The sequence below is a fragment of the uncultured Sulfitobacter sp. genome (assembly GCF_964021855.1).
GTDB lineage: Bacteria > Pseudomonadota > Alphaproteobacteria > Rhodobacterales > Rhodobacteraceae > Sulfitobacter.
Genome location: NZ_CAXHZD010000010.1, coordinates 21,262 through 37,942, shown reverse-complemented (window position 1 = coordinate 37,942; position 16,681 = coordinate 21,262). Strand labels below are relative to the sequence as shown.

Annotated in this window: 16 protein-coding genes; 2 read left to right on the top strand and 14 right to left on the bottom strand. The window is 55.9% G+C overall.

What is annotated here, in order from left to right:
* Positions 1 to 149: 149 nt before the first annotated feature.
* From AADJ11_RS19285 to AADJ11_RS19235, 11 genes are all read right to left on the bottom strand, one after another.
* Positions 150 to 4,412 carry a strawberry notch family protein gene (locus AADJ11_RS19285; RefSeq protein ID WP_341236036.1) on the bottom strand — a complete coding sequence of 1,421 codons (4,263 nt, stop codon included), beginning with the start codon at positions 4,410 to 4,412 and terminating at the stop codon, positions 150 to 152.
* Between the two features lie 139 nt (positions 4,413 to 4,551).
* Positions 4,552 to 4,941, bottom strand: coding sequence for a type II toxin-antitoxin system death-on-curing family toxin (locus AADJ11_RS19280; protein ID WP_341236035.1), 390 nt, complete (start codon positions 4,939 to 4,941; stop codon positions 4,552 to 4,554).
* Positions 4,938 to 5,162, bottom strand: a complete 225-nt coding sequence (locus AADJ11_RS19275; RefSeq protein WP_341236034.1) for a transcriptional regulator/antitoxin MazE — start codon at positions 5,160 to 5,162, stop codon at positions 4,938 to 4,940. The genes AADJ11_RS19280 and AADJ11_RS19275 overlap by 4 nt, the downstream gene beginning before the upstream one ends.
* Positions 5,163 to 5,270: 108 nt before the next feature.
* Positions 5,271 to 5,420, bottom strand: a complete 150-nt coding sequence (locus tag AADJ11_RS19270; protein ID WP_341236033.1) for a StaA — start codon at positions 5,418 to 5,420, stop codon at positions 5,271 to 5,273.
* Positions 5,410 to 5,574, bottom strand: a complete 165-nt coding sequence (locus tag AADJ11_RS19265) for a hypothetical protein (RefSeq protein WP_341236032.1) — start codon at positions 5,572 to 5,574, stop codon at positions 5,410 to 5,412. Before AADJ11_RS19265 ends, AADJ11_RS19270 begins: the two co-directional genes overlap by 11 nt.
* A gap of 85 nt (positions 5,575 to 5,659) precedes the next feature.
* Entirely contained in the window at positions 5,660 to 6,316 is a 657-nt protein-coding gene (locus tag AADJ11_RS19260; RefSeq protein ID WP_341236031.1) for a hypothetical protein, read from the bottom strand.
* Positions 6,316 to 6,909, bottom strand: a complete 594-nt coding sequence (locus AADJ11_RS19255) for a regulator (protein ID WP_341236030.1) — start codon at positions 6,907 to 6,909, stop codon at positions 6,316 to 6,318. Before AADJ11_RS19255 ends, AADJ11_RS19260 begins: the two co-directional genes overlap by 1 nt.
* A 107-nt stretch (positions 6,910 to 7,016) precedes the next feature.
* Positions 7,017 to 9,008, bottom strand: a complete 1,992-nt coding sequence (locus AADJ11_RS19250) for a ParB N-terminal domain-containing protein (RefSeq protein ID WP_341236029.1) — start codon at positions 9,006 to 9,008, stop codon at positions 7,017 to 7,019.
* A gap of 157 nt (positions 9,009 to 9,165) precedes the next feature.
* On the bottom strand, positions 9,166 to 9,555 hold the full coding sequence (locus tag AADJ11_RS19245) for a DUF3768 domain-containing protein (protein ID WP_341236028.1): 390 nt from the start codon (positions 9,553 to 9,555) through the stop codon (positions 9,166 to 9,168).
* A 91-nt stretch (positions 9,556 to 9,646) separates the two neighbouring features.
* Positions 9,647 to 10,579 (bottom strand): zincin-like metallopeptidase domain-containing protein, encoded by a 933-nt coding sequence (locus AADJ11_RS19240; RefSeq protein WP_341236027.1) that lies wholly within the window; start codon positions 10,577 to 10,579, stop codon positions 9,647 to 9,649.
* 41 nt (positions 10,580 to 10,620) lie between these two features.
* On the bottom strand, positions 10,621 to 11,091 hold the full coding sequence (locus AADJ11_RS19235; RefSeq protein WP_341236026.1) for a hypothetical protein: 471 nt from the start codon (positions 11,089 to 11,091) through the stop codon (positions 10,621 to 10,623).
* A gap of 434 nt (positions 11,092 to 11,525) precedes the next feature.
* On the opposite strand from AADJ11_RS19235, the gene AADJ11_RS19230 reads away from it, so the two are divergent.
* Positions 11,526 to 11,876 (top strand): MbcA/ParS/Xre antitoxin family protein, encoded by a 351-nt coding sequence (locus tag AADJ11_RS19230; RefSeq protein ID WP_152467386.1) that lies wholly within the window; start codon positions 11,526 to 11,528, stop codon positions 11,874 to 11,876.
* A complete protein-coding gene (locus AADJ11_RS19225; RefSeq protein WP_341236025.1) occupies positions 11,876 to 12,388 on the top strand; it encodes an RES family NAD+ phosphorylase in 513 nt (170 codons plus the stop codon). The genes AADJ11_RS19230 and AADJ11_RS19225 overlap by 1 nt, the downstream gene beginning before the upstream one ends.
* A gap of 585 nt (positions 12,389 to 12,973) precedes the next feature.
* On the opposite strand, the gene repC is transcribed toward AADJ11_RS19225, so the two are convergent.
* The 3 genes from repC to repA all read right to left on the bottom strand — a co-directional run bounded on the left by repC (position 12,974) and on the right by repA (position 16,432).
* Complete coding sequence (gene repC, locus AADJ11_RS19220; protein ID WP_341236024.1) at positions 12,974 to 14,029, bottom strand: plasmid replication protein RepC; 1,056 nt, start codon at positions 14,027 to 14,029, stop codon at positions 12,974 to 12,976.
* A gap of 238 nt (positions 14,030 to 14,267) precedes the next feature.
* Positions 14,268 to 15,233, bottom strand: coding sequence for a plasmid partitioning protein RepB (gene repB, locus AADJ11_RS19215; RefSeq protein ID WP_341236023.1), 966 nt, complete (start codon positions 15,231 to 15,233; stop codon positions 14,268 to 14,270).
* Positions 15,233 to 16,432 (bottom strand): plasmid partitioning protein RepA, encoded by a 1,200-nt coding sequence (gene repA, locus AADJ11_RS19210; protein WP_341236022.1) that lies wholly within the window; start codon positions 16,430 to 16,432, stop codon positions 15,233 to 15,235. Before repA ends, repB begins: the two co-directional genes overlap by 1 nt.
* Positions 16,433 to 16,681 lie beyond the last annotated feature (249 nt).

Here is a 16,681-nt window from a genome sequence, read left to right as displayed (position 1 = left end):
GTTGCTCAAAGATCCCCGGCCCTGAAACGGAGCGAGGCTCACCAAGAATTTTGTTGGACCGAAAACGAGATCGGGGCGCGCGGCGCCGCTGTGAAACGGCACCTGATCGACCCCAAACCCGCACACCCGACCAAAAGCTGGCTTTCCCTTTAGGCTGCCCGATCGCTCGGCTGCGCCGCTCCGTTCCCGACGATCCGGGTCAGGATCGCTTCCGCATCCACACCCTCCCCATGAGGGACAAACACCCGCAGCTGGAAGGCGATAATTTCAGTAAAGCACCCCAAGACCTTCAGGCCGTCGATCGCGCCTTTGTCGGCACCGTTGATCTCAAGTCGCACATCCCCTGCAACACGGCGGCGCGTTAGCGTCAGGCCGCGGCCCAGGTCGACGGGCGCTGTCGTGCCAAGGGCGGCCGTCAGCATCTCACTCGGTGTTTCCGGCGTCCCCGTCATGAACCGCGCCCGCAGGGCTGCGGCTCCCTCCTCGCTGAGCGTGCGACCAATCATACTGGCGCAGCCTTCAGGCGTGACGCGATAGATGCGCTCGTTGCTTGTCGGGATGGTCTTCCAGATCGGCAACAACAAACCGGTGAGCAGGTAGAGCTTCGTCGTGGTGGTTTTGGGCAGGCAATCGGCTTCTTCATCCCAAAGGTGGATAAACTCGGGTTGATCGATGGCCTCCCACGCCGAGGACTCGAACTTGCTCTCCTCGAGATAGGATTTGCCAGTTGGTCGCACCACTTTGCGCATCAGGGTAACAATGTCTTCGTCATACATCTGCATCGGGCGTTTAGAGATCAGCCCGACCCGCCCCGACGCCCGATTGACCATCGGGAATTTGTCGAAGTTGTTGCCAAGAGCCGCATCTGCGGAGGCAATGTGAACCGGATCTGTGACTTCCAATCCGATAATCCGCGTCACTGCCCCCGATTGCGGGCAGGTCCAAAGATCCTCCGCCGAGACCTGTTTGATTGTCTCGCCTCGCAGCGTTTCCACCCCAAGATCCAGCGTGCCCGCGTCCCGCGCGCGTTCGGTCTGATCCGCGATGCGCTGCATAAACTCCGCAAAGAGCGCGTTTTGCATGTGGATCGGAAGCGCCAGCACCCGGTTGAGGAACCGTTGGATCGGCGGCAGTTCCTCAAGCAGCACACCGTCCTTGTCGATCAACCGCAGTGCTGTCCAATCGGTGAAGACCTCATAACCCATCGCCTCTGCACGCCCTGCGGCAAGATCGGCGTAGTATCCCCGCAGCGCAGACCGTGCGATCGGGCTTTCAAGATTATCCTCCTCTCGGAACATGCCTTGTGATCCGGTCTCGCGTTGGCCCTTGGTAAGCGCGCCAAGCTGATCGAGGCGCTTGCTGATCGTCGATGTGAAGCGTTTTTCGCCATGCACATCTGAGGTGCACACCCGAAAAAACGGCGCGCTGACCTGCGCCGAGCGATGCGTGCGCCCAAGCCCCTGAATGGCCGCATCCGCACGCCAGCCGGGTTCCAGCAAGTAATGCCGACGCCGCTTCTGGTTTTTGGCCGTTTGCGCCGCGTGATAGGATCGCCCTGTGCCACCCGCGTCGGAAAAGATCAGGATGTTCTTTTCGCCATCCATAAAGGCCTGGGTTTCGGACGAATTGCTGCTCGCGGCGCGTTTCTCGATGAAGAGTGCGCCATCACACGATTTGAGCGGGCGGATGGACCGCCCGGTTACTTCAGCCACCGCCTCGTCGCCAAATGCCCAAAGGATTTGATCCAATGCAGCAGGAATCGGGGCCAGCGCCATCAGATCCATCATCGCCTCGTCCCGCAGCGCTAAGGCTTCGCGAGAAACGACCAACGCGCCTGTCTCATCCCGCAGTGGCTCTGCAACCACATTGCCATCGATCTCGACAAGTCTCTGGGTGTGGATTGGAAAGGCCTGCTCGAGATAGCCGAGCACGTAGTCGCGCGGCGTCAGCGCGCCTTCGACCAGTTCATCGTCAGTATCCATCACCTCCAAGCGACGTTTCAGGAGGCTTTCGCCTGTCGAGACCACTTGGATGACGCAAGCATATCCATCAGATAGGTCTTGCTGAATAGCACTCACAATAGACGGCGCTTTCATCCCCATCAGCAGATGATTGAAGAAGCGCTGCTTTGTGCTTTCAAACCGCGACTTGGCGGATGCTTTTGCAGCAGAAGCATTGGTCTCGCCCGATGCATCGTTGACGCCCGTCGCGGTCAGCGCCGCTTCAAGGTTGTGATGGATGGTGCGGAACGCGCCTGCGTAGGCGTCATAGATCTCGGTTTGGGCAGGTGTCAGCGCGTGTTCCAGAACATCATATTCGACCCCGTCAAAGCTCAGCGCCCGCGCCGTGTAGTACCCGAGCGTTTTGAGATCGCGGGCTACCACCTCCATGGCGGCCACACCACCCGCCTCCATCGCCGAGACGAAACTCTCGCGGCTCGGGAACGGATATTCGGGTCCTTGGCCCCAGAGACCCAAGCGTGAGGCATAGGCGAGATTGTGGACGGATGTGGCGCCTGTCGCAGAGACATAGAAGACGCGGGCGCGTGGTGTGGCGAGCTGCAGGCGCAGCCCCGCAAGACCTTGCTGGGACGGCTTGGCACCCCTGCCCTGCTCTGATCCTGCTGCGTTTTGCATCGCGTGGGCTTCGTCGAAAGCGAGGACGCCGTCGAAATCATCGCCCATCCATGCGAGTAATTGGTTCAATCGCGTAGTGCCGCATTTGCCTGCGGATCGAAGCGTTGCGTAGGTCACAAACAGAATACCATCGCCCATCGTGACAGGCTGGTCAGGTTTCCATTTCGAGAGGGGCTGAATATCTGCGGGCGAGCCGCCGAGATCAGTCCAATCACGCACCGCATCCTCAATGAGAGTTGCAGACTTCGATATCCAGACGGCCTTCCGCCGACCAGAGAGCCAATTGACCAGAATAAGCCCCGCGCACTCGCGTCCCTTACCGCAGCCGGTGCCGTCACCTAAGAAATACCCCAATCGATAGGCATGGGCTTCCGCTTCCTCGTCATTGCGCATCATCTTGGTCTGGTCGTCATCAATAGTGAACTTGCCCGGCAGATCACGCGCGTGGGCATCGTTGGCCATGATGATGGTTTCCAACTGGGCCTCGGAGAGGTGACCCTCGGCAATCAAACGGTTGGGCAGGCGGAGCCCCTCAGCGGCCTGAAGCGACGGCACAGGCGGCGCGACAGACGCCATGGCGATGCTCTCGACCAGCGGCGTTGGGTGCTCCTGTGCGCCCGCGATGTCGATCCGCTGGGAGCGATAGCGGGCGTAGATGTCCGAGATGGGGATGTTTTCGCGCGGTGTCTTGAGCGCGGTAAACGACAGTGGTGTCGCTGCGTGTTTTGGTGTTTTGGCGGCAGATGCGGTTGATGCTGCAGGCTTACGATTTAAAACGGGCGTCAAACTCCTCTCGGGGCTATAAAGACGCACTGAGCGCGACGCCGTTGCGGGGGCTGTAATCAGGCGCGTTGCGGCGATCTGCTCCACGATGCTGACTGCAGCGTCCAGATCATCAACCGACAAGCGGATCATCTCATGATCGTCCTGGACCTTGTCGAAGACCATCAGCTGGGTATCCACGCTGGTACCAAGCTTGCGATAAACATGGCCGGTCAGGGCCAGGCGCGGCGTGAGAATTCCCATCGTGCGCGCCCAATGTGCTGCATCTCTCTCGAAGGTGAAGCCCATCGGCATGATCGCAACAAGACGTCCGCCGGGCGCCAGTCGTTTCGCCGCCCCGATGAGGTGTTTTGCTGCGATATGCTTGTCACGCGAGCGATCGACCGAAGATGCAAACGGCGGATTCATTATGACGACGCTGGGGACTGTTGTTGAGGTCAGCAGATCGTCAATGTGCTCCGCGTCATGTCCGGTCGCTTGCGTGTCGAACACCACATCGAGCAGATGCTGGCGAAACGGATCGACTTCGTTGAGTATGAGCTTGGCCCCTGCCCGCTTGGCAAAACCCGCCAATGAGCCGGTTCCCGCAGAGGGTTCCAGCACAATCTCACCACTGCGGATCGCTCCCGCGCGCACGGCGAGGGCGGCGTAGGGCAGCGGGGTCGAGAATTGTTGCAGGCGGATCTGTTGCTCGGACCGCCGCGTCTCGGTCAAAAGGCGCATGGCGAGAGGCTTGGCGGCAGCAAGCGGATCAGGCCCGTCTCTGTCGTTTTGAAGCGCTAGACCCGCGGCGGCTTGCATCATGTCGTAGGCCATGCGCCAATTCCATGCTCCGCTTGCGTCACTACCGCCAAAGGTGTCGCGCATGATCTTTGAGAGGAAGGAGCTGCGCAGAGGAGCGCGGGTGATCTCGGCGGCGATCAGCGACAAGGCGGATTTGAGCTGCACATTGGTTGGTGTTTGATTGGAGTGCTGCGGGTTGGGATGAGCCATGGTGTCTGTCCTTTGTGATCCGGTTTGAGGTTCACAGGACAAAAAGCCCCCTTTCCCTTTTTAAGGATGACGGAGGCTGGCCGCTAAGAATGGAACTGATTGGGGGAATTCAAAGGAAGGTTGTCAGCTGCTTTCGCGGTCAAATATCACCAGAGCTGAGCTTGCGTAACCAAGCTGCAAACTCTGCTTCACTTACTTTATCTGATGCTAGATCTTCCATATTTCGGACGCCGAACGCAGGGTCGGGACGAACAAACACCCCATTGAGCCGCAAGAACGCGAACGCTGCCACAAAAGCCGTGCGCTTGTTGCCATCGACAAAGGCATGCGCCTTGGCAATGCCGTAAGCATAGGCTGCAGCGATCTCAAACACATCGGGATCACCATATGCCGCCAAGTTCATCGGGCGCGTACAGCCCATCTCCAGAAGAGCCGCATCACGGGTTCCAGACGCACCGCCATGGCGCGAGATTTGACGGTCATGTATGACGTGTAATGCCGCCAACGGCACCCAGATCCATGTGCTCATGCAAGCGCTTGAAGCAGGTCGCGGTTCTCATCCATGACGATTTCAGCCGCTTCAAGTGCCGCCAGCAGATCCGGGTTCTCTGTCATCAGTTTCAATCCGCCATCATCCGTGCGCACAGCGTAAAGCGTATCACCCTCTTTGACATCGAGCAGGGCAAGCATCTCGGTGCAGAGTGTCATAACAGCGGAATTGCCGACTTTACGGATTTTAGCTTCAATCATGGTGAGCCTCATGGGTTATACGAATGTATATACGCAAGTTGTCGAATTTGTCAAGGTGAGGCCCGAACTGAGGATCATGCAAAACCGCAGGACGCACGGCGGAGCTACTTATGACGATCGGGAACGCCGCTTCTCGTCGATTAACATTTGAGCGGCTTCCATCACCTGAGCATGTGGTATTGCAGGCCGGGGATCATCCTGCGCTTCGCGCACCGATGCGCGGAACCAGACGAGATAAGTGTCATGATCAGCGGCCATGGAAATGATCCTCGAAACCCTTGTCCAAAAGCCTGCCCAAGTTTTCAGGCATATCTGCAACGTCCAGCGCAACTTGCGTGCAGTGTTCTGCGCGACTTGCCTTGGCTGGATTACCCGTGCTGCGATTTGGAAGTTCGTCTTCAGTTTTCTTCATTTTAGGGTCCACGCAATTCCTAGCTTAATAAGAACATACAGATATTCTGAGTAATCTGAAAGCTGGACAAGAGTTTCCTTCGCTGTCAGCTGCCCCGCCCCGCAAAAAACTCCGCGAGCACCGCACTCCCCTCAGCAATTTCGCGACTGATCAGCTCCGACCCTGCCAATGACACCTTTGAGAGCCGGACAAGGCAGCCAGTTTCCTCAATACGGTAGCAGCGCCGTTTTTGCCGCCCGCGCTTGTAATGCGTCGCTGTGACGATCTGGCAGGTGCTGCCATCGCTGAGGGTCACAGGAGAAGCGAGCTTGATCTTGTCGCCCTCCGCGTAGTCGGGGATCGCGGCCCAGTCCCGGCACCGCTGGCGCCAAGCATGGGCGTAGCTGTCGGGGTCTTTCAATGCGGACAGAAGATTGAGAATGCTCATCGGCGCACGGGACTCGCAGGGACCGGCGCTTTCCTCCATGTCCTTGTAGCCCCAGCACCCGTCGTCCATGCGCGTCAGAAACACCGCCCCGAAGGTGAAAGAGCCATCATCGTCTATCATATAGGTGCGGTCTTCCAAAGACGTGCCATCGAGGCTTCCAACCTTCGCTGCCGCATACCATGTCGAGCCAACCTTGCTGGCTTTGACCAGTGTGGTGCGGCGTGTATCCGTCTCAAAGGTGCAAAGACGTGTAATCTCCGCCTTCTCATCGGCATAGGTCTGAACCCGCCGGTCTGTGTAGAAGAGCCAGCCCATTATGCCACCCTCCGGTCTTCGAGCTCCATAAGCGCATCGAGCGAGACACGGTAAGGCTGCATCGCATCAAAATCTTCGCAATTGCCGCAGTTCTGAACGATCGCGAAGGTGTCGCAGGCGTCCTTGAGGATCACCCGAAATCGCCCACCGAGACCGGATGGAACCTCATAGGTCCCGCCAATCAGGAAGTCCGACGCGCGGCGCACGAAGACGCGGATGGAATGCCCATCGGTCGCCAACCTGATCGCCCCCTGCCCGCGATCAATGAGTGTTTGCACGTCATCCAAAATGTCGGTGTAAAACTGCCCCGTCAGATCGCGGAATGCCATTTGACGTTGTGCCATCCAATCGCTGTCTCGAAACGGGTTGATGCCGTTTGCGAAGGCAAAGCTGGGATCGGAGTGCTCGGTGGTCACAATGCGGGTGGTTGTTCCGTCAATGCCGTTGGAGCGCAGATGCACACCGTTACCGACGATGACGATCAGGGCGGGCTTGTCGATTGGCCCATTCCAATTGGGAAGGAAAGTTTCACAGGAGCGGGCATGCGTGATTTGCGCCGCAACAGCGGACGCGGAGAACTTTAGAATAGCCATGGGGATGTCTTTCATAAACGGCGGTCTGAGCCGCATGTTTCTGGGAGTTGTTGGGGAGTGGGATGGACCCGCGCTTGGGAACAACCAAGCGCGGGTCGCCATCTGGATCAGGCAGCTTTCGCTTGAACCGTCTCGGTCCCGAGGGCGTCATCTTGCGTCTCGACAACCAGGCTGGCGCCACCGGTCGTTTGCATCATCGGCGGGCACCAGGCCGCAACGGCCGCATGCTGTGCTTCCGTGAGGGTCGCAAACGGCTCGGCAAAGAGCTTGTCGCAGAAGGCAACGATCTCCTTCTTGCTCATGGAAGCCAGTGTCACCGCCTCCTGCGCGAGGCCCAACTCCTCGCCAAGGATCTTGAGCAGCCATGCCTTTTTGAAGCGATTGAACAGCGCCGCGTTCGGCGTCCAATGGGCGCGGATGTCCGGCATCACCTCAATCTCGAAGTCATGCATCAGGCTGTCGCTTTGGCGGCTGCGCGCAAAACATGATTGCGTGGTGCTGGCCGTGGCATAGGTGACCAGCTTGGCCTTCTCGCCCGCATCAAGCGATCGAAACGCCGCAAACTGATCAGCGGGGGATTTGGCCTCATTCGCCCAAGACAGATCGAGCGCGTCATGCGCTTCGGCCACCTGCTCCAGTGAGGTGCCGTCGATCTCGTCCATCTTGGCATGGCTGCGGTATTCCTTGCGGGCCTCGACCTTGATGCCGTGGGTCGCGCTCATGCCGACCAAGACGTCCGTGACCAGCTTGAACAGGGTCAGATCAAGCGTGGCTTCAGGATGCAATGTCATCGCCGCCCCGAGCGCCATGGCACGCTCAGTCTTAAGGTCTTGGGTCAGCGAGGCGGGATAGACGACGCCATCCGTTTCAGAGCCCGTTGTTGCATCGGCTGATGTACCGTTGCCCCCACCAGCAGCCTGAGAAGAGGTCTCAGGCCTGTCCTCTGGCCGCACCAAACCGACATGCAGTGTAATCTTGCCGTTTGACCAGGATGCAATGACCCCCCCCTGTTCAAGGTCTTCGGCGCTGTAAGCTTCTTGAAGATCACGCGCCTCTTCCTCAAGCGCATCCACGCGGTCGTAGAGGGCATTGTAGGCATCCGTCTCGAGGTTTTCGTCCTCCATCTCGAGCTGGAGTTTCTCCAGTTCCTCGGTGATCGCATCAACACGCTTTTGACCTGCAGCATCGGGTTCAATCAGCCCAGGGTAGACGCGCCCATATTCCGCCATGGTGGCGTAGTCGTAGCGCACCATCGCGTCCGCCCATGCAAACCCCGCCTGCACACGCGCCTCTTCAGCCGCGGCAGTGAGTTTTTCCACCATGATCGTTTCAACCAAAGTGATGTCTTCCAGCACAGAATGCTCTTCGAGCAGATCGGCCGCGATGGGACCGCCCCGCGCCTCGTAGTCTTCGCGCACAAAGGCCCCTATATCATCGCTGACCTGCACACCGCGCGTCTTAAGCGCTTGGCGCACGGTATAGGCTTGGACGTAACTGTCGCCGTCTTTCGTCAGCGCCTCGAACACCTCACGCTGCACGTCTTGGCTTGGATGATCCGCAAAGGCCTTCATCGTATCGAGCGTGATCGTCTTGGCGCGGGCCGCCGCACGGATCTCAGGATGGATCAGGCCGTAGCGTAGGCGGCCTTTGACCACCGCAATCGTTGTCCCGAAGGTCTTGGCGATGGTGTCTGGCGATTGACCGTCAACCTCCATCATGCGCGCAAAGGCCTCAAACTCGTCAATAGCGTTCATCGGGGCCTGCGTGATGTTCTCTGCAAGCGAGAGTGCCGTGGTGACGTCGCAATTGGCGGGCACCAAGCGGCATTCGATCTTGGTTTTGTTGGTGAAGCCTTTCGCGGTCTTGTCAGCGACCAACTCAATCAGAGCTGCACGACGTCGACCGCCGGCCAGCACGCCGAACTTGCCATCGATCTTTTGAACAAGCAGCGGCTGGATAATACCGAGCACGCCAATACTGGCTTTGAGGTTGGCGATATTTTCAGAAGCATATTCTTCCGGCGAGTTGCTGCGCACATTGGCGGGATGAGCGACAAGATCGCCGATGGCAACGGAGATGGATTTGAGAGCATGTGTCATGTGATATCCTTTTGAGATGTTGCGCCGTCCCGACATGCGGAAACGGCCTGACCAATCCCCGATTTTGAGGATCAAATGACAAAAGGCCCGCTTTCCCTTTGGAGGGGTCAGCGGGCCTTCAGGTTGTGTTTCGTTTGTTTGGTTAAGCCCCCCTGCCCTACCAATCAGATGCCATCATGATGGTCAGCACGCGCATGGTGGTTGCAGGGTTGTCGGGTGCTTCGGCGCCGTAGCGGAAATCACTGTCCGCCTCATACAGGTCAATCTTCCAGAAGATCTTCTCGCCACGGATATCCACCTCACCAAAGTCGTGCCAACCGCTCGGATCGTTCTCCGGTTCGAATATCTCGAACGCGCCGACGGCTTGCACGGCCTCAAGGGCCAAGCCGTCTTCAGCCATCGCAAAGGAACTGGTGAGGTGCATCCGGCCCTGAATGGGCTGGGATGGGGTTTCGCCCAGGCATGCGAGTTTACGAAACGCATCGTTGTGAGCGGCGACGACGGTGGGATCAGGACCGTGTGTTGTGGAAGCTGCAGAAGTGGTCATGGGTCTGTCCTTTCAAGGAAGTTGAAAACACAAAACATAAAGCTTGCTTTCCCTTTTCTGGGAGCCGCCATCAGCGGCAGCGACAAACCTCTCAGGCTGCCTGATCTGTGGCCCCTGCCCTGCCCGCCTCTGAGCGTGCGATCAAGTAATCGCAGGCTTTCTGGGCATCCGCTGCGTGTTTGAAGATCGCCGTCTTGTCCGAGCGCAGCACGCGCAGCCAGTGATACAAATATGATGCGTTCAGCTCTATCGTATGTGCAGTGAACCCAAGCTCTTGGCCCAAGAAACACGATGTCAGTTCGGCTACGATTTCTTCGCGGGAATAGGCCGTGTTGCCGAACCGGCTGAGACCGTAATCACGGTTCAAGCGATGGGGCGCCTTGGTGGCATGGGCCAGTTCATGGGCCCAGACCCCATAGAAGTTCAGCGGGTTCTTGAAGCGCTCAATACTTGGCATGAACACCTTGTCGATGGGCGGATTGTAGCGCGCCTCCGTTCCGGAAAAGACGGTAGTGATATCGATGGCATCAAAGAACGCCTGCATATCTGGGATTGGCTCTGCAGGCGGATGATCTGGCGGCGGACAAGGAGCTGGATGGAATGCCTCTGGCAGCCCGTCGATTTGATCCGCATTGAACACACGATAGGACTTTTGGAACCGAAAGACACGGGCTTCGTCGGGATCACCGGCACTGGTGTCTTCGGCATCATCGGCCTGCGACCTGCTCTGTCCATAGTAGACCACGACGGACGACCTCTCGCCTTTGCGGATCTTGGCATCGAGTGAATTCGCTTGCGGCACGGTCATCCAGAACGGTGAGGTGTACCCGGCCATCACCGTGCGCATGGTCAGCAAGAAGTTGTTTACGCCCTGATAGGGCTCGCTGTTGTGGCGCAACGGACGCGCGCTGCCGCCAGCGGTCCATGGTTTGCGCCAGGGTAGAACCCCGCGCTCGATGATGCGGGTAAGTTCGTTGGTGATAGATTCTGACGCATCGAATTTGGACGTGCGGGTACGGGCCATGGCTGGCTTCCTTTCGGTTGGGTTTGAATAGGGGAGTTGGGTTAGGTCGCGCGGTCGATACGCGGATCGTTGAGGATACGAGCGCCGAGGCGTTCGGCCGCATCGAGATATGTCAGGAGCGATACTCGGCTGGAGGACGTCCAAGGTTCTGGATCAACCGCGCCTTCCATCGTGACCTTCGGCAAGTTTGCGAAGGCGATGACATCGTGGACGTGTCGACTGTCGATCAGAGGCGTTCCAAGTTCGACGGCCAAGTTAGCCAACGGAAACCGCTCAATCGGTGCGTAGCGCGATACCCACGTCAGACCGAGATGGAGGATCGTCCCTCCCCCACTGCAACTGACATAGGCATTTGGGTTGCTGAGCGCTTTGCGAAGATATCCAATATCCCGGCGGATGGTTATTCGCTCGAGCCGGCGTGCCTCCTCAAGCTTACCGGATTTCCTTAGCTCTCGATGTCGCCACCACGACCGAGCTTCCGCGCGCAGCTCGCGTAATACTTCTGTTTGCATGGGATGTTCCTGTCCGAACAGTCAGGTTGGAAACCAACCCGGACCCGGAAGGGAACTTCACAAAGGCCCCTTCCGGCAGTCCCAAAACAAGAAGGAAACTTTTACTTTTAAACTGCACATGGACACATGTGTAGTTACTCTGGCCTCTACAAAGCTTTCCAAGCCCCGAAATCCATCCGCCGCTCCAGATCGGCAGAGCATATCGGCAAACTCATCGCGGCGGTCAATAATTTAGGAGGTATTTCAGGCACTTAAATCTACTTAGAGATCGGCAAAACATGTGGTTCCAAGAACGTTGAGAGCCAGGAATCAACACTTACGCGGGATGCCAAGACCCGGGTATCAATGGAAAACGCGAGATAACCTTCCTGCTTACTTGAAATTCAGTGATAATGTCGCTATATACCGTCATAATCACCGTTGGAGAGTAAGCCATGCATATAACAAACTTCGCTGAAGCTGGGCAGTTTGAACCACGCAAGATTGCTGCGGCGTTGCGCACATCAGCTGAGGAAATCGCCTTGACGGTTGGTCTTGGCAAGGACGCGTTGCAACGGCGAACCCGTATCGGTTCAGACAAAACACAGCGGCGCTTGCGCGAACTGGTCGAGGTGCTCAACAAGGTTGAACCCCGCTTTGGGTCGGAACTGATGGCCTATGCTTGGTACCGATCGGAGCCTCTGCCCGGCTTTGATGGTCGAACCGCGATGCAGCTCGTGCAGGAAGGCAAAGCGCAGCAGGTGTTGGAATACATTGACGCGGTTGATGCTGGTGTGTTCGCCTGATGCCTTTAAAGGCTGGGCGCTACACTGGGCCACTCTATCGCGCCCTAAACCCCGTTTACGCGCGCGCACCACTCTCGGGACATGGCGCTGAACTCTATGGTGGCAGGTTCAACGCGAAGGGCATCCCTGCCATCTACACCGCGCTGGATCCAGCCACGGCGCTTCGGGAAGCCAACCAGGTCGGAAACTTGCAGCCCACAATTTTGGTGTCCTACGCCGCTGACCTTGGCCCGATTTTCGACACACGCGACGAGGACGGGCTAAAGCAATACAGCATGACCGCAGCCCTGCTTGCTGACCCTGCGTGGCGTTTGAGGATGCTTGATGGCCAACCCGTGCCAACGCAGGATTTCGCTCAAAGTCTCATTGCCGATGGATTTGCAGGACTCCTGATCAGGAGTTTTGCGAAGGGCACGTCTATATCAGACTTCAACATTGTGTTGTGGAACTGGGCCAGCGACGATTGCAGCCTTGCCGTTGTGGATGACGAGGATCGTCTGTCACGGATGTAGTCAGCCGAATGGTTCTTGAAGATGTTGCTTGATCAGCTCGCCTTTGCGAAAGAGCTGCTAGTTCTCGGTATGCCCGATTAGTGTTTTCGGGTTGGCCTGTGCGAACTTTCGATCCGGTTGTTCAAGTCCTTGAGAGCACGGAGATCCACATCCGGTATGAATTTGCGCAGAGCTGCGCCGTGGCCAGTGCTTCACGCCGCGGATCTTGATCACGGCTTGGTCGAGACGCCATTTAGCCGAACGTCTCTGGGGGGCCGCTCTCGTTTGTTTCGCGGCCTGAACCCCGAATTTCTCTACCCACCTCCGGATCGTCTCGTAGACCATGCAAACGCTACGTACAGCAAGCAGGTCTATGAGGTCGCGATGATTGAGAGCACAGCGGTGAAACGCCCAATTAGATGGAGTCATAGAAATGCACGCCCTTTCTGCGTAAACAATATTCTTGGGAGGCCTCAAACTTTTTCACCGGTACGTGATTTGTTCCGTTCACCAATGGTGCGAATGATTTTGAACAACTGTCCGAAACTAAAGAGTACGTAAAACTTCAATCTCGCCATTCCTTCTAAGTGTCCACCGCGGTGGACGTTATGCAGTTATGCTATCAGTTTTGGACAACCTGTCGAGCAAGACAGCTGGGTTGAACTGCTGAACTCTTTTGCCAAGCGTTATGCTATGGAAATAGGCCCCGAAGTCTCTGATCTGTTTTCCTAGCTGAAGTATGATGAAGATGGCGCATGATGCTTTTTCTGCGCCTACGGCGGTCTTGGCTTTGTCGAATGTGTTAGAGTGAATACCCATCATTGGAGCAAGGGTGCGCGCATGGTTTTCGATGTCGACCCAGCTATGGAGCCTGTTCGTTGTGAATGATATTGCCTGATCACATATCGATATTAGTTTTTGAATCGCCAGTGGCTCGTTAGCTTGTTTGCCTTCTAAATCTTTTTGTTCTTTTATAGACCTAGAATGATGCCGGACAATTTGACCGTCATTGGCGGGCAGTTTGATCGTTTCCGGAGCGTCCACCGCGGTGGACATACCGATATATTCGGCGTCAACTTCGGTCAATAGATTGCGATATTCTACAATCGTGAGCTTTCTCCGAAGTGTTTTACGAGCTTCGAAAAGCAAGCTGTTACTAGGATCGTGTTCTTCCAAGGAGGCCAGTTTTGTCAGTATTTGCTTGCGAACGAAAATACGATCTCGACGGTTGTTTTCCATTTCGTTAGCGACGGACAACAGCTCGCTGGCGCGTTCCACTAACGGAGTGAGAGAAAGGCCATAACTGATGGAATGACCATCTGATGACCTGACACGGTAGCGTTTCCGGTTTGGACTGTCGTGGCGCTTCATAAAGCCGAGTTCGACAAAGCGATCGATATGCCTGCGAAGCGTTCTTTCATCGATGCCACCGACACGCCGGCAGATTTCGTTGTTGGAAGCGAACACGGTATCTCCGTGACCTGGTCTAAGGAAACTGAGCATTGCTTGAAGTGTTTGGATATGTCCGGGGCGTAGTTCAAACATGCTACGAGAGTCTCTGAGGGCCCTGAAGATCGCCCAGATATCAGTCTCTTGAGGTGTTTGCAAACTGGACGCTGGACCAGCGGGGGTGCTTTTGATTGAGAGTTTTGTGAATGCCATGATTTATGAACGACGACCGTTTGGCCCACAATTTCCCCGTCTTGTCCCGCGTTTCAAAGCGCAACAAGGCAATAAAAAGACGTCCACCGAATCGGTGACTCTTGACCGTTGTATTGGAGGTTGCTACATCAAAGGTGCAAATCTACTGATGAGGGCTCTCCGAGGGAAACTTTGGGGGGCTCTTTTCTTTCTGGTCTTCGTATTTCTCCTCTGCTCGTGTTTCTAATTTTGACTGGGATCAGGATCCCGAGTCTCTCTCACTCTGCCACTGGTCGAAAAGCTGCAGAAGCGTTGTCTCTGCACGATCTTCTAGCCACTGGCCGAATTCCGGGTTGTCCTTGCGGGCAATTTTGATGGCAATCGATTTGCCATCAACTGCAAGCGTCGCTAGAGGGCTGCCGTTCTCATCTTTTACGACGGTCGTCAGACCCTTAGGAGTTGGCTTTACAGCAGGTTTTATCTTTTTGGCGCAGGCAGCGTACACCGCTTGAAACTTCTCTGAACTCGGTGTCTCGATGGGCAGTTCGTTGATCGTTTCCTTTGCGATATCAATAAGTTGCACCTGATTGGCGAGTGCAGCCAACTCTCCCCACTGTCGCCTACCAACTCCGTGAGCGGGCCCAACCATGCGAACAAGCTCGTCAGGTAACTGCTCGATGACAACGCGATGGTTCGAAACTCCTTGTCGAGTCAGTCCCAATGCGTCCTGAATAATGCTGGGTTTGTAACCGGCCTCGTGCATCTCTTTGATAAAAAGAGATTTTTCGATAAACGAAGGGTCAAGACGAAGGTTGTTCTCTTGGCCTTGTGCGATCAATGAGGCATCGTCGTCCAGTGTACGGACAATTGCCTTCACTGATCCGCCTATTTTTCGAATTGCCGCAAGCCTACGCCGACCATAAACGATGCGGTAGCGATCATGTTGATCCGAGGGACGGACCATGATTGGTACCTGTTGACCATGTTTTCGTATGCTCTCGGCGAGTTCGTCAATGCTGCTGTCTTCCAAAACTAGTCGGTCACGCAATCCATCCATGTCGATCTGATCAGGCTCAATGTCACGAATGGAATTGGCTGTGATTTCACGCAAAGAGTCACGAAGACCACCGACAGAACCGGGCAGCTTTGAAGGTTTTGCCGGGGTAGGGGAAGGGGCTGCGACTTTATCATCTGCCGGGGGTTGGTTGAAAATATTGCGTGCCATTAGCGGCGCCCCCATGCCAGCTGGATAGTCTGTTCAAGCTCGTCACTAACGCTGTCGATGCTGGATAGCGCACGGTCGATTGTCTTTCGAATGAACTGACCGGGGTCCACTTCATAGACGGTTTGCTGGGTCATGCCTGCATCTGATACGGCAGTCGACTTTAACATCGGTTCTGTCATGACTTGCCCTGCAAGAATTGACCTCAAATATCCGGCCATCTGGGTTTGTGGCCCGTCCGAGGGCTCATACCGCGTGATAAGGAACTTGACGAAATCCCAAGTGACTTTTCGTCCAATCGCTTCTTCGACGGCCTTGATTGTTTCTGACGCTAGCTTGAGGAACTGCGACATGGATGCGATGTCAAGCATACCTGGGACAACAGTGACGAGCAGGCCTGTCGATGCGGCTAAGGCCGTCAAAGTGAGAAACCCCAATTGCGGAGGGCAATCGATTAGTACGATGTCGTAGTCGGCTTCCACTTCTTCTAGAGCCGCAGAAAGGCGTTCTGCAAAAATCGGCTGTACTCGTCGAGCGAGTGCATTCGCAGTTTCGGTTTCGTACTCAGACAGCATCAGACCCGCTGGAACCATGTCTAGCTTGTGAAAATAAGTTTTCTGAATGACCTGGCTGAGGGGAATCTGATCTTCATAACGCAAAGCGTCGTATATCGTGCCGCCTTCGGCAAATTCAAGCTCGGGCCGAAAGCCAAAAAAGGTTGTCAGACTGGCCTGTGGATCCAGATCTAGTACGAGCACGCGGTAGCCACGTAAGGCGTAGCGCTGCGCAAGATGGATAGTAGCGGTTGTCTTGGACGATCCACCTTTGAAATTCACGACTGATATCACTTGGAGGCGGTCACCTTCGCGTCGGCCCGGCAGGTAAGAATCGGCATTTTTCCCAGTTCGAGCCAAGATATTTCGCAGTTCATCGACTTCTTCGGCGGTATAGAACCTGTGGCCACGACCATCAGTAAAGACCTCCGGAAAGCTACCGTCTTTGTGACGATTACGCAGATTGGATGTGCTGACGCGGAGCAAACCAGCAACTTCCGTTGAGCTAAAGCGCCTGAGGAACTTTCGCTCTTCGGGTTGGAAAGCTATCTTCATCTGCCGGTCAAGAGACTCAGCAAGGTTGTCTGCAAAGGCTCCGATATCAGAAGAACCTATCCCTTGCGCATAACCTGTGTTCTGTTCATTCATCTACTGCCGCCTGTCATGGCCTTTGCTAAGGCTCTTCGCTCTTCTGACGCCCATAGGTACGTCTGACGCACTTTGTCGTCAAAATGGGAATGCCATGAAAGAGTGAGTCCGGCAAGAAAAATCTATATGTAGTGCAATAGTTATCCACAGCGCCAATCAAGCCTGCGCATAAGCATATCCTTAATATATTGATAAATATGAGTATTATTATCTTTTGCTCGAATTTCCCATCGAAGATGCGTCTCTTTG